The sequence below is a fragment of the Pseudomonas veronii genome, from assembly GCF_001439695.1.
In the GTDB taxonomy this organism is placed as follows: Bacteria; Pseudomonadota; Gammaproteobacteria; order Pseudomonadales; family Pseudomonadaceae; genus Aquipseudomonas; species Aquipseudomonas veronii.
In genome coordinates this window covers 71,517-85,305 of the sequence record NZ_JYLL01000005.1, presented here as the reverse complement: position 1 = coordinate 85,305, position 13,789 = coordinate 71,517, and the positions used below count along the sequence as shown (strand labels likewise).

General features: G+C 62.2%; 11 protein-coding genes. 3 read left to right on the top strand and 8 right to left on the bottom strand.

Annotated elements, in window-relative coordinates; all coding sequences use genetic code 11:
- Positions 1–63: 63 nt before the first annotated feature.
- Positions 64–585: a ribosome biogenesis factor YjgA gene (gene yjgA, locus TU80_RS08300; RefSeq protein WP_010567685.1), complete on the top strand. Its 522-nt coding sequence runs from the start codon at positions 64–66 to the stop codon at positions 583–585.
- Between the two features lie 45 nt (positions 586–630).
- On the opposite strand, the gene tldD is transcribed toward yjgA, so the two are convergent.
- The 8 genes from tldD to mreB all read right to left on the bottom strand — a co-directional run bounded on the left by tldD (position 631) and on the right by mreB (position 11,817).
- Positions 631–2,073, bottom strand: coding sequence for a metalloprotease TldD (tldD, locus tag TU80_RS08295; protein WP_057004253.1), 1,443 nt, complete (start codon positions 2,071–2,073; stop codon positions 631–633).
- Between the two features lie 16 nt (positions 2,074–2,089).
- Positions 2,090–2,938 (bottom strand): carbon-nitrogen hydrolase family protein, encoded by an 849-nt coding sequence (locus TU80_RS08290; RefSeq protein WP_046384682.1) that lies wholly within the window; start codon positions 2,936–2,938, stop codon positions 2,090–2,092.
- Between the two features lie 48 nt (positions 2,939–2,986).
- The gene (locus TU80_RS08285) at positions 2,987–6,802 is read right to left on the bottom strand and encodes a YhdP family protein (protein WP_057004252.1); all 3,816 of its coding nucleotides are present in this window, start codon (positions 6,800–6,802) and stop codon (positions 2,987–2,989) included.
- A gap of 75 nt (positions 6,803–6,877) precedes the next feature.
- The gene (rng, locus tag TU80_RS08280; RefSeq protein ID WP_046384684.1) at positions 6,878–8,335 is read right to left on the bottom strand and encodes a ribonuclease G; all 1,458 of its coding nucleotides are present in this window, start codon (positions 8,333–8,335) and stop codon (positions 6,878–6,880) included.
- A gap of 70 nt (positions 8,336–8,405) precedes the next feature.
- Positions 8,406–9,002 carry a Maf family protein gene (locus tag TU80_RS08275; protein WP_057004251.1) on the bottom strand — a complete coding sequence of 199 codons (597 nt, stop codon included), beginning with the start codon at positions 9,000–9,002 and terminating at the stop codon, positions 8,406–8,408.
- Between the two features lie 51 nt (positions 9,003–9,053).
- Positions 9,054–9,542: a rod shape-determining protein MreD gene (mreD, locus tag TU80_RS08270; protein WP_046384686.1), complete on the bottom strand. Its 489-nt coding sequence runs from the start codon at positions 9,540–9,542 to the stop codon at positions 9,054–9,056.
- The gene (gene mreC, locus TU80_RS08265; RefSeq protein WP_082643815.1) at positions 9,542–10,639 is read right to left on the bottom strand and encodes a rod shape-determining protein MreC; all 1,098 of its coding nucleotides are present in this window, start codon (positions 10,637–10,639) and stop codon (positions 9,542–9,544) included. The genes mreD and mreC overlap by 1 nt, the downstream gene beginning before the upstream one ends.
- A gap of 140 nt (positions 10,640–10,779) precedes the next feature.
- On the bottom strand, positions 10,780–11,817 hold the full coding sequence (gene mreB, locus TU80_RS08260) for a rod shape-determining protein MreB (protein WP_002555108.1): 1,038 nt from the start codon (positions 11,815–11,817) through the stop codon (positions 10,780–10,782).
- Positions 11,818–12,027: 210 nt separating this feature from the next.
- Between mreB and gatC the strand changes: the two genes are divergently transcribed.
- The gene (gatC, locus tag TU80_RS08255) at positions 12,028–12,315 is read left to right on the top strand and encodes an Asp-tRNA(Asn)/Glu-tRNA(Gln) amidotransferase subunit GatC (RefSeq protein WP_017845404.1); all 288 of its coding nucleotides are present in this window, start codon (positions 12,028–12,030) and stop codon (positions 12,313–12,315) included.
- A 16-nt stretch (positions 12,316–12,331) separates the two neighbouring features.
- Positions 12,332–13,783, top strand: coding sequence for an Asp-tRNA(Asn)/Glu-tRNA(Gln) amidotransferase subunit GatA (gene gatA, locus TU80_RS08250; protein WP_057004249.1), 1,452 nt, complete (start codon positions 12,332–12,334; stop codon positions 13,781–13,783).
- The last annotated feature ends 6 nt before the right edge of the window (positions 13,784–13,789 follow it).

Here is a 13,789-nt window from a genome sequence, read left to right as displayed (position 1 = left end):
ACCGGGCCGGACAAGCGGCCCCCGACTGGTTATCATGGCGGCGTTTCTTTGCGGACTGCCACCATGGTTGATTCTTACGACGACTCCCTCGATGGGGAGAAAAGCAAAACCCAGGTCAAACGCGAGCTGCATGCTCTGGTTGACCTCGGCGAGCGCCTTACAACGCTCAAGCCGGACTTGATTGCAAAACTGCCTCTGACCGACGAAATGCGCCGGGCTCTGGCGGATGCACCCAAGCACACCGCGAATATCGCGCGTAAACGGCACATCATGTTCATCGGCAAGCTGATGCGCGATCAGGACACTGACGCGATTCTGACCCTGCTCGATCAACTCGATGCCTCCACTCGCCAGTACAACGAACGCTTCCACAACCTGGAACGTTGGCGTGACCGCCTGATCTCGGGCGATGACGCGGTGCTGGAGAAATTCGTACTGGACTACCCGGACGCGGACCGCCAGCAACTGCGCTCCCTGATCCGTCAGGCCCAGCACGAACTGGCGCAAAACAAGGCGCCGGCCACCAGCCGTAAAATCTTCAAGTACATCCGTGAGCTGGACGAGACTCAACGCGGCCTGCGTTGATCCTCTTCCCCGGGTGGCGGTCTTCGCCACCCGAAGCTCCCGCTCTTACGACCCCGTGCCACCCACGGTGATCGCATCAATTTTCAAGGTTGGCTGACCCACGCCCACCGGCACCGACTGCCCATCCTTGCCGCACGTACCCACGCCGCTGTCCAGCGCCAGGTCGTTACCGACCATCGACACCTTGCTCATCGCTTCCGGCCCGTTACCAATCAACGTCGCGCCTTTGACCGGCACGGTAATCTTGCCGTCTTCGATCAGGTACGCCTCGCTGGTGGAGAACACGAACTTGCCGCTGGTGATGTCCACCTGGCCGCCGCCGAGGTTGGCGCAGTAGATCCCGCGTTTCACCGAGGCGATGATTTCCTCCGGGTCACTTTCGCCAGCGAGCATGTAAGTGTTGGTCATGCGCGGCATCGGCAGGTGCGCGTAGGATTCGCGACGGCCGTTACCGGTACGCGCCACGCCCATCAGGCGGGCGTTGAGCTTGTCTTGCATGTAACCCTTGAGCACGCCGTTTTCGATCAGCGTGGTGCATTCGGTCGGCGTGCCTTCGTCATCGATGTTCAACGAGCCACGGCGACCGGCGAGGGTGCCGTCATCGACAATGGTGCACAGTTTGGAGGCGACCATCTCGCCCATGCGCCCGCTGTAGGCCGAACTGCCCTTGCGGTTGAAGTCGCCTTCCAGGCCATGGCCCACGGCTTCGTGGAGCAGTACGCCAGACCAGCCCGAGCCCAACACCACCGGCAAGGTGCCAGCCGGTGCGGGGATGGCTTCCAGGTTGACCAGCGCCTGGCGCAGCGCTTCACGGGCATAACCCATGGCGCGGTCCTCGGCGAGGAAATAACGGTAGTCGGTACGCCCGCCGCCGCCGTGCCCACCGCGCTCGCGGCGGCCGTTCTGTTCGACGATCACGCTGACGTTGAAACGCACCAGCGGCCGCGCATCCGCCGCCAGGCCGCCGTCGGTGGACGCCACCAGGATGCGTTCCCACACCCCGGCCATGCTCACCGTGACTTGCTGGATACGCGGGTCGAGGGCGCGGGTCGCGGCATCGATACGCTTGAGCAGATCGACTTTTTCTGCGCGGCTGATCACCTCCAGGGGGTTATCCGGCGCGTACAACTGGGCCACGTCCTGGGTGCTGAATGCCTGCACCGTACCGTTCTGGCCGGCGCGGGAAATCGAACGAGCAGCCCGGGCGGCCAGGCCCAAGGCTTCCAAGGTGATCGCGTTGCTGTAGGCGAAACCGGTTTTCTCACCGGATTGCGCGCGCACGCCGACACCCTGGTCGAGGTTGAAACTGCCTTCCTTGACGATCCCGTCTTCCAAAGCCCACGACTCGGAAATCTGCCCCTGGAAATACAGGTCGGCCGCGTCGATGCCCGGCCCGGCCAGATCGCCCAGCACGGTTTGCAGGCTTTCGATGGTCACGCCACCGGGTGCCAGGAGATGTTCGCTGACTGAGGACAACAACTCGCTCATAGGTTTGGCCTTAAATTCATCGTTCTGAAGCAGGCCGCTGCGCGCCCTGCGAGAAAAAGCGCCGATGGTTGACCACCGGCATGCGCGCCCGTATCGACGCCTGTTCACTGCTGTCGCGTTCGGCCAGCAACACCGCTTCGCCTTGATCCTGTTGCGTCAGTACGCGCCCCCAGGGGTCGACAATCGCCGCGTGGCCATAAGTCTCCCGTGGCCCCGGATGCACCCCGCCCTGGGCGGCCGCCAGCAGATAACACTGGGTCTCGATGGCCCGTGCGCGAATCAGCACATCCCAATGGGCGGCGCCGGTGACCGCGGTGAAGGCCGAGGGCGCGGTAATCAGTTCAGCCCCCGCCGCGCGCAACTCGCTGTACAACTCCGGGAAGCGCAGGTCGTAACACACCGTCAGGCCCACGCGGCCGACCGGCGTATCCGCCACCACAACGTTGCTCCCGAAAGCATAGTCATCGGATTCACGATAGCGACCGCGCGCGTCCGCCACGTCGACATCGAACAAATGCAGCTTGTCGTAGCGGGCGACGATCTCGCCATGCTCATCGATCAGCAACGAGCAGGCGTTAGCCTTGGCGTTCGGTTGATCCTTGGGCGGCAGCGGCAAAGTGCCAGCCACTATCCATAAGGTGAGGTCGCGGGCGGTCTGTTTCAACCATGGCAGGATCGGTCCTTCACCCAACGCCTCGGCGCGGCCGATGTCAGCCACATCGCGGCGGCCCATGGCGGCGAAGTTTTCCGGCAGCACCGCCAGCCGCGCCCCCTTTGCCGCCGCTTGCTCCAGCAGGCGCCGGGCCTGGGCCAGGTTGGCCAGCACATCGCTCTGGCTGACCATTTGAATTACCGCAAAGGACATGGGCCGACACTCCATAAATGGCATGCAGCCATGCTACTCCACAGGCTCTCAGTTTGGTTTTTCAAATGGCTTGTCGAAGCTGATTTTCGGGTCTTTCCATGGCCCTTCGACTTTGTACTGCACGCTGGCAAACCGCGAAACCCGGTCGCCGATCAGCTTGTCGATCAGGAACAGCGCGCCGCCAATGGCCGGCGCGCCAACAATCAACGCAGCGATCGGCAGGTTGTTGGTCACCGGCAGTGTCACCAGTAGCTTGGCATCCACGCGATCAGCCACCAGGTCCATGGTGCCATTAAGCTCCAGGTTGCTCGACGGCCCCGTCAGGGTGATCGGCTCGCGGGTCACGAACACCCCGTTGCTGGCCGCGAGCAAGCCTTTGACCCGGTCATAACTCAAGCCTTTGCCGAGCAGGTCGGAGAAGTCCAGGCGCAACCGACGGCCGATGGAGTTGAAGTTAAGCAGGCCGAACACCCGCAGCGCCTGGGCGCCACCTTCCACTTCAACGAACTGGCCTTTGCGGAATGTTGCATCCAGGCTGCCGGAAAAACGCTTGGGCCCGACCCAGGCGGGGGAGCCCGGCCAACGACCGTCCACGTCCAGGTGGAAATCTTCACTGGTCACGGTAGGCGCAAAGCCCCAGCCCTTGAGGACATCGGCGATATTCTTGCCATCCAGGCGCCCTTTGTACCAACTGCTGCTGTCGCCCGGCGCGCCTTCCCAACCACCAGCGCCCTTGAGCAGCATGCCCTTGAGGCCCAGGTCCAGGTTGTTGAAGGCTAGGCCCTTGGCGGTCGGTCGGATCTTCAGCGACCACGCGCCGATCAGGTCCGGCCCCTGGAACAGCTGATCAATGCTGATGTCCAGCGCTGGAATATCCTTGGGATCGATGTCGGCCAATGGGTCCGGCGCATTTTCATCCGCCTGTACCGTCGGGTCCACCGCCGGCAGCTTCACGTACTGCAGGTTGACCGCGATGGGTGCGCCCTTGGCGTCCGACAGGTTGACCGTGCCCTTGGCCTGCTGGCTGTCGAACTGCAGGCCCCAAGCCGAGGGTTTGCGGTCAAGCTGGAGGTTGACCTGGTCGAACTGCTGCCCAAAGCCAGTCAACTTGCCCACCTTGAAGTCGGCGCCGCTCAACAGCTGTTTCGCGCTGCCTCCCGGGTCGTTGCCCGCGTAGCGATCAATGAGTTTCTTCCACGGATCGATGTCCAGTTCCGACAGCACACCGCGAATGCGCAGGCCCTTGCCACCGGGCAGCAGCGCATCGCCATCGCCGAGAAACAACTCGCCGCGGCCGTCGCTGAATTTATCCGGCGGCGCAGCAAAGGTGAAGTTCGCCAGGTCGCCGTAATCGAACCAGTAGCGGCGCTCGGCGCCCTGCAAGGTCATGCGGAACACGCTGTCACGGCCCTGGCTGGCCGCCATGCCGAACGGCGCCGGCAGGTCCACGGCCACGCCTTTGAGGTTGGAGCTGACCCTCAACTGGCTGTCGGCACCGTCCAGATTGAGCTGCAACTGGTACGGTATATCACCGGACACCGGCAGCGGCTGGCTGATTTTCAACCAGTCCGTCAGGCGCTTGACCGTGACCTGGCCTTTGGCGGTAACGCGGGTGCTGATACTGCCCGGCTTGCCATCCGCGAAGATCTGCGCGGTGATCGGCCGATCGAAGGCTTGCGCTGTGATGTTCTGCCCACTCAGGCCCTTGGCGCTGTCGAAGCGGAAATCCCCCTTGAGCTGGCTCAGGTCCAGAGGCGGCTCAGCCAATTGCAGGCGCGCCTTGTCGGTCTGGAAATCCACCACGATCTTCGGTTCGGTGCCCTTGACCAGCGGGATATCCAGGTCCAGCTTGCCCTGTAGATCGCCCTCGCCTTTCCAACCGGCAAAGGTCGAAGCGGTGCCTATCGGCGCTTCCTGGAGGATTTTCAGGCCATCACCCAGGCCGCCGGCAAACTCACCGGTGAGCAGTAAGTGGCTGTCCTTGCCCGCGGGCGCGTGGGGGATATTGACGTAGATGTCCTTGACGCCGGTATCGAGCAGTTGGCCCTTGCTGGCCAGGATGCGGACACCGCTCTCCTCGACAAACACTTCGCCGCTGACCTTGCTCACATGGGGCCAGCCCGGCTGGAACGCCAACTCAGCGTCATGCACCTTGAAAAACAGGCTGATATTGCGCGAAGCCGGCAACGCACCGTGATTCAGCGAGCCTTGGTACTGGAAGAAGCCTTCATCGACCGCGCCTTTGAGAATCGCGGTACGCAGCCATTCATCCAGCGCCGGGCTCAGCACCGCCGGCAGGTATTTAGGCGTGAAACGTCCATCGCCATCGACCATGCCGACCCGCAGGTCCATGTAGTCTTCCTGGCTATTGTCGAAATGCAGGCGAATCAGGAAGTCGGCGGCGACCTTGCCTTCCTCGCCCAGCACCTTGATATACGGCGCGATCAGGGTGAAACCTTGCTGATCGAGCTTCCAGGTCAGGCGCGCATTGGCCTGGATGTACTGCCAGGGCTTGGCGAAGATCGGGTCGAGGTGCAAGGAAAAGTCCTTGCTGTCCATGCGCAGCTCGCCCTGCCCCAGGTCGCCGCTGATGCTGCCGGAAACGTTGCGTGCGGCAGGAGCGCCGAAGTAGGCGTCGAAGCCCACCCGCTCGAGGTTGGCGGCAAAGCTGACTTTCTGATCGGTCGTGTCCTGCGGACGAAAATCCACCAGCACATTGCGCAGCAGGCCGGTGGCCTTGAGGTGTTCGATCGTCTTGGCGAAGCCTTCCGGCAACGGCGCCAAGGCATTGAGCAACGGGGTGATCGGGGTCAGGTCGAGGCGGTCGGCCTGCAGGTTCCAGACTTCCTGCGCCTTGTCGGTGGCCAAGCGTTGCTGCAATTGCAGACGCGACTCCCAACGGCTATCGCCGATGTTCATCGCCAACGAATCGAACAGCACCTTGAGGCCGCTCTCACTGCGTTGCAGGTAGGCGGTCAGGGCGAGGTTTTCAATGTGGACCGGCTTGCGGTCGGCATAGCTGCCCTTCACTTGCGGCGAGTTGAGGCGCACCACCGCGCTTTGCACGGTGCCTTTGGCCCAGGTCAGCCAGAATTCACCGCCAGCCTTGAACTGCGTGAGTTTCCACTGCTGGGTCAACCTGGCCGGAACCCATTTGGCCCAATCGCTCTGGGGCAGGCTCAGGTAGGCCTGGACCTCAGCGTCTTTCCAGGCACTGGCGCGGATCTGCGTGCGCAGGCTCAGGGCCAGGGGTTGGCCATCCGGCAGGGTCAGGCGGGCGTCCAGGCGTTGGCGGGTCGCGCCCGTTTGCAAGCTCAGGCCCACATACGTGAAGGTCAGCGGCGCCTGGTCGAACGGCTGCAACGTGACCTGGCTATCCAGCAACGACACGCGCTGGACACTCTGCATACGCTTGAGCAACTGTTCCGGGTCCAGCGGCTGGTCGTCCTGCACCGGCAGGCCTTGCAGCGCCCAGTGGCCATCCTTGTCTTCCCTGGCGCTCAGTTGCAGGCCGCTGACTTCCAGGTGGGCAATACGCACGTCGCGCGCCATCAGGCTGGCCCAGATGTCCGGCACCACCTGCACCTGATCCAGGCGCAAGGCATTGCTGCCCTCGCCCACCATCACGTCATGGGCCAGCAACACAGGGGCGAAACCGCTCCAGCGACCTTCAAGGCGACCGATCTGCAGCGGCATATCCACCGCGGCCTGGGCCTTGGCTTCGATTTCTGCGCGGTATTCGGCGACCAGCGGGGTCAATTCACGCCCCAGGCTCACGTACACCGCCGCCAATACCAGCAGCAGGGCGCACAGGCCCAGGCCCCAGCGGGTCAAAGCGGCAAAAAAGCGTGTCAGACGCTCCATGTCAAGCGACCCTCAGGCAGTAGTCGGACCGCAGATCCAGGTCTGTCGGGTTCAGGGAAAGCCAATGAATGAAAATCAGAGCAGCACCACGTCGTATTGTTCCTGGGAGTACATGGTTTCGACCTGAAAACGAATGGTGCGCCCGATAAATCCTTCCAGTTCAGCCACGTTACCGGACTCTTCATCCAGCAAGCGGTCGACCACTTTCTGGTTGGCAAGCACTCTATAACCTTCAGCCTGGTAGGCTCGCGCCTCTCGTAGGATTTCCCGGAAAATCTCGTAGCAAACCGTTTCAGGGGTCTTCAATTTACCGCGCCCCTGGCAACTGCTGCACGGCTCGCACAGCACTTGCTCGAGACTTTCGCGGGTGCGCTTGCGGGTCATCTGCACCAGGCCCAGCTCGGTGATGCCGATGATGTTGGTCTTGGCGTGATCACGTTCCAGCTGCTTCTCGAGGGTGCGCAGCACCTGACGCTGGTGCTCTTCATCTTCCATGTCGATGAAGTCGATGATGATGATCCCGCCCAGGTTGCGCAGGCGCAATTGGCGGGCAATCGCAGTGGCCGCTTCGAGGTTGGTCTTGAAGATGGTCTCTTCAAGGTTGCGGTGCCCCACGAACGCACCGGTGTTGACGTCGATGGTGGTCATGGCTTCGGCCGGGTCCACCACCAGGTAGCCACCGGACTTGAGCGGCACTTTGCGTTCGAGGGCTTTCTGGATTTCGTCTTCGACGCCATACAGGTCGAAGATCGGCCGCTCGCCAGGGTAATGCTCCAGGCGGTCAGCAATTTCCGGCATCAGTTCGGCAACAAATTGCGTGGTGCGCTGGAAGGTTTCCCGCGAGTCGATGCGAATTTTCTCGATCTTGGGGCTGACCAGGTCACGCAAGGTGCGCAGGGCCAGGCCCAGGTCTTCATAGATCACGCTGGGGGCGCCGACGGTCTTGATCTGTGTGCCGATCTGGTCCCACAGGCGCCGCAGATAGCGGATATCCATGAGGATTTCATCGGCACCGGCGCCTTCGGCGGCGGTGCGCAGGATAAACCCACCCGCTTCCTTGATGCCCTCGGCGGCAACGCAGTCGCTGACCACTTTTTTCAGACGCTCGCGCTCGGCTTCGTCTTCAATCTTCAGGGAAATGCCGACATGGGCGGTGCGCGGCATGTACACCAGGTAGCGCGAAGGAATCGACAGTTGCGTGGTCAGCCGCGCACCTTTGGAGCCGATGGGGTCCTTGGTGACTTGCACCACCAGGCTCTGCCCTTCATGCACCAGGGCGCTGATGCTTTCCACCGCCGGGCCTTCACGCAGGGAAATTTCCGAGGCATGGATAAACGCGGCGCGATCCAGGCCGATATCGACGAAGGCGGCCTGCATGCCGGGCAATACGCGCACGACCTTGCCTTTATAGATGTTGCCGACGATCCCGCGCTTCTGGGTGCGCTCGACGTGAACTTCCTGCAGAACACCGTTCTCTACCACCGCCACGCGCGATTCCATCGGCGTGATATTGATCAGAATCTCTTCACTCATGGCTGGGTCTCGTTCAGGCGTTTTCACAATAGTGGCCGGTCGCTTAAGGCTGGGCGCTGGTGTACGGCGTTCAGCGCGCGGTAAGGTTTTGCCAACAGGGTATGCCGAATTGTCCAAGCAACTGCGCGGTTTCGCACACCGGCAAGCCGACCACGGCGGAATAACTGCCATTGAGCCCGGCCACGAACACCGAGCCCAGCCCCTGGATAGCATAACCCCCGGCCTTGTCCTGAGGTTCGCCACTGTGCCAGTAGCTTGTAGCCTCCTCGACAGAAATCCCACGAAAAAGTACGCGACTGCTTACACATCGGGTGTCACAGCGCTGACCGTCCGTGAGAGCAACCGCCGTCAGCACTTCATGTTCACGCCCTGCCAGCGCCAGCAACATGGCCAGGCCGTCGGCCTGATCCACCGGTTTGCCAAGGATCTGGCCGTCGACGATCACCGCCGTGTCGGCGCCCAGCACACAGGCCCCGGAGGTTTCCCCGAGGGCAGCGAAACCCGCCGCGGCCTTGGCGCGCGCCAGACGCTCGACGTAGGAAACGGGAGATTCGTTGGTAAGAGGCGTTTCATCAATCGCGGCGCTGACCACAGTGAACGGCACACCGATCTGGGTCAGCAGTTCACGCCGCCTTGGGGAGCCCGAGGCCAGATAAAGCGAATTCATTGCAGACTCTCCCTGTGGGGTTCGATAACCAGGCAGAGCCTCGCAATCCATTCAATTGATTTTATAGCGGCGACATAACCCGCGCAGACCGAAACTGACCCACGGCCACAGCAACGCGCTGACCAGGGCCGGCAACACCAGTGCCAAGGTCGGCTGTCGGTTGCCGGTCAAGGCACTGAGCCACAGCTGCACCAACTGCGCCAGGCCGAAGATCACCAGGATCACCAGGCACTGTTGCCACATCGGGAACATGCGCAGGCGCTGCTGCAATGAGAGCACCAGGAAGGTGATCAAGGTCAGGATCAACGCGTTCTGCCCCAGCAAGGTGCCATAGAGCACATCTTCCGCCAAGCCCAGAAACATTGCGGTGACCATGCCCACTTTATGCGGCAGGTTCAGCGACCAGAATGCCAGCAGCAGGGCCAGCCAGAGCGGACGCAGGATTTCCATGAACTGCGGCAGCGGCGAAACACTGAGCAGCAAGCCGAGAGCAAAGGTCAGCCAGACGATCCAGCCATTGCGCGAATGAGTACCGGCCATTATTCCTCCCTCTGCCGCGTGGTTGCCCGGGCGGCGGGCGTCGCGGGCGCAGGCGCGGCGGCCGGCGGTTTGGTCGCCGCCGGTTTCACCGGGCGAGCGCTGTGAGCGGCCGGCTTGGCTGGCGTGGCCACGGGCGCAGTCACCGCCGGCGCTGTTGCAGGCGGTGTGGCTGGCGCGGGCTTGGGTACGGTCGCCGGGATGATCGGCGTGGTGCCGTTGCGTTTGTCTTCCGCTTCCTGGGCCTGAGCGGCGTCGTTGGCGCGCTCTTCCGGGGTGCGGTTGTCGCTGAAGACCAGCAACAGGTAGCGGCTGCGGTTCAGCGCGGCCGTCGGCACGGCGCGGACAATCGCGAAAGGCTGGCCGGAGTCGTGGATCACTTCCTTGACCGTCGCCACCGGATAACCCGCCGGGAAGCGCTGACCCAGGCCGGAACTGACCAGCAGGTCGCCTTCCTTGATATCCGCGGTGTCGGCCACATGACGCAGTTCCAGCCGCTCCGGGTTACCCGTACCGCTGGCAATCGCGCGCAGGCCGTTGCGGTTGACCTGCACCGGAATGCTGTGGGTGGTGTCCGTCAGCAGCAATACCCGCGATGTGTAGGGCATCAACTCGACCACCTGCCCCATCAGGCCACGGGCATCGAGTACCGGCTGGCCAAGAACCACACCGTCGCGCTCACCCTTGTTGATGATGATGCGATGGGTAAAGGGGTTGGGGTCCATGCCGATCAACTCGGCGACTTCGACCTTCTCGTTGACCAGTGCGGAGGAGTTGAGCAACTCGCGCAGCCGAACGTTCTGCTCGGTGAGGGCCGCCAGCTTTTGCATGCGCCCCTGCAGCAGCAGGTTTTCAGTCTTGAGTTTTTCGTTCTCGGCGACCAGCTCGGTGCGGCTGCCGAATTGGCTGGCCACGCCCTGGTAGAGACGTTGCGGCAGGTCGGTGATCCAGTAAGTCTGCATCAACACCAGCGACATCTGGCTACGCACGGGCTTGAGCAGTGCAAAGCGAGCATCGACCACCATCAGCGCGACCGAAAGCACGACCAGCACCAATAAGCGCACGCCCAATGAGGGGCCTTTGGCGAAAAGCGGTTTAATAGGCCGCTCCTCCCAGGCAAATGTTCTCTCTATTCATACGGCATCTAACCGGCCTGGATGCAGATTGAAGAAGATAAACGCCAACAGGCAGCACTGCAAAGTGCTGCCTGCGGGCGAAACATGGGCTTACCAGCAATCACTTATTCGCTGGAGAGCAGGTCCATGGTGTGTTTATCCATCATTTCCAGTGCACGGCCACCGCCACGGGCGACGCAGGTCAGCGGGTCTTCGGCGACGATCACCGGCAGGCCGGTTTCCTGGGCCAGCAACTTATCGAGGTCGCGCAGCAAGGCGCCACCACCGGTCAGTACCAGGCCACGCTCGGCGATATCGGAAGCCAGCTCCGGCGGCGATTGCTCCAGCGCGCTCTTCACCGCCTGAACGATGGTGGCCAGGGACTCTTGCAGAGCCTCGAGCACTTCATTGGAGTTCAGGGTGAAGGCACGTGGCACGCCTTCGGCCAGGTTGCGACCGCGCACATCAACTTCGCGCACTTCGCCGCCCGGATAAGCGGTACCGATTTCCTGCTTGATGCGCTCGGCGGTGGATTCGCCGATCAGGCTGCCGTAGTTGCGACGCACATAAGTGATGATCGCTTCGTCGAAGCGGTCACCGCCCACACGGACGGATTCGGCATACACCACACCGTTCAGGGAAATCAGGGCGATTTCAGTGGTACCACCACCGATATCCACCACCATCGAACCGCGCGCTTCTTCAACCGGCAGGCCGGCACCGATCGCAGCAGCCATCGGCTCTTCGATCAGGAACACTTCACGGGCACCGGCACCAAGGGCCGATTCACGGATGGCACGACGCTCCACCTGGGTGGACTTGCACGGTACGCAGATCAGCACACGAGGGCTGGGCTGCAGAAAACTGTTTTCGTGAACCTTGTTGATGAAGTACTGCAGCATCTTCTCGCAGACACTGAAGTCGGCGATCACGCCGTCTTTCATCGGACGAATGGCCGCGATATTGCCTGGTGTTCGGCCGAGCATGCGCTTGGCCTCGGTGCCGACGGCAACGACACTTTTCTGATTACCATGGGTCCGAATAGCCACAACCGATGGCTCATTCAGGACGATACCGCGCTCGCGCACGTAAATAAGGGTGTTGGCAGTGCCCAGGTCAATGGAAAGATCGCTGGAAAACATGCCACGCAGTTTCTTGAACATGGGGAAAGGACCCTAGGCAACGCGTGGGTAAAAAAGTGCGGCAAACTCTAACAACGACAGGGATTTTGGGCAAGGCGCCAATGTGCTAAATTGGCCGACTTTCTACGCACCAACCCCCACAATCGCGGCCATATGACCGTAGAAATGCGGTAGTGTTCCGACAATCTAACACACGGACGCCCTCCGTTCTGTTTTCCACTGGAGAATCCCATGGCGCTTGAACGCTCCGACGTGGAAAAAATCGCACATCTGGCCTCGCTTGGCCTGAATGATGCCGATCTTCCACAGACCACCGCAGCCCTGAACAGCATTCTCGGGCTGGTTGACCAAATGCAGGCCGTGAATACCGACGGCATCGAGCCCCTGGCTCACCCGCTGGAAGCCACCCAGCGCCTGCGCGCAGACGTCGTGACCGAAGTCAATCATCGCGAGGCCTACCAGTCCATCGCGCCAGCGGTCGAAAACGGCCTGTATCTGGTTCCGAAAGTCATCGACTAAAGGGAAAGAGCCTTTCATGCATCACATGACTCTGGCCGAGATCGCCCGCGGTCTCGCCGACAAAAAGTTTTCTTCCGAAGAGCTGACCAAGACCTTGCTGGCGCGTATCGCCGAGCTCGACCCCAAGGTCAACAGCTTCATCAGCATCACCGAGGAGCTGGCCTTGAGCCAGGCCAAGGCCGCCGACGCACGTCGCGCCAACGGTGAGAACGGCGCGCTGCTGGGCGCACCGATCGCCCACAAGGACTTGTTCTGCACCCAGGGCATTCGCACCAGCTGCGGCTCGAAGATGCTCGACAACTTCAAGGCGCCCTACGACGCCACCGTGGTGTCCAAGCTGGCCGCCGCCGGGGCCGTGACCCTGGGCAAGACCAACATGGACGAATTCGCCATGGGCTCGGCCAACGAGTCGAGCTACTACGGCGCGGTGAAAAACCCGTGGAATCTGGACTGCGTGCCAGGCGGCTCGTCCGGTGGTTCGGCGGCGGCGGTTGCCGCGCGCTTCCTGCCGGCGGCCACGGCCACCGACACCGGCGGCTCGATCCGCCAGCCCGCCGCGTTCACCAACCTCACCGGGCTGAAGCCGACCTACGGTCGCGTGTCCCGCTGGGGCATGATCGCCTATGCCTCCAGCCTTGATCAGGGCGGTACCCTGGCACGCACTGCCGAAGACTGCGCAATATTGTTACAAGGTATGGCGGGCTTCGACGCACAGGACTCCACCAGCGTCGACGAGCCGGTGCCGGACTACAGCGCCAGCCTCAATACCTCGCTCAAAGGCCTGCGCATCGGCGTACCGAACGAATATTTCAGCGCCGGCCTCGACCCGCGTATCGCCGAACTGGTCCACAACAGCGTCAAGGAGCTGGAAAAGCTCGGCGCCGTGATCAAGCCAATCAGCCTGCCGAACAACCAGCACGCGATTCCGGCGTACTACGTGATCGCGCCGGCCGAAGCGTCTTCCAACCTGTCGCGGTTCGACGGCGTGCGTTTCGGTTACCGCTGCGAAAACCCGAAAGACCTCAACGACCTGTACAAACGTTCCCGTGGCGAAGGCTTCGGTGTCGAAGTGCAGCGCCGGATCATGGTCGGTGCCTACGCCCTGTCGGCCGGTTACTACGACGCGTACTACCTCAAGGCGCAAAAAATCCGTCGCCTGATCAAGAACGACTTCATGGCGGCGTTCGAAGAAGTCGACGTGATCCTCGGCCCAACCACGCCGAACCCGGCCTGGAAGATCGGCGCCAAGACCGGCGACCCGATCGCCGAGTACCTGGAAGACCTGTACACCATCACCGCCAACCTCGCGGGCTTGCCGGGCTTGTCCATGCCCGCCGGTTTCGTCGATGGCCTGCCGGTCGGCGTGCAATTGCTTGCCCCGTATTTCCAGGAAGGCCGCCTGCTCAATGTGGCGCACCAGTACCAGTTGAACACCGACTGGCACACTCGCACCCCTACCGGCTTCTGAGGAGAA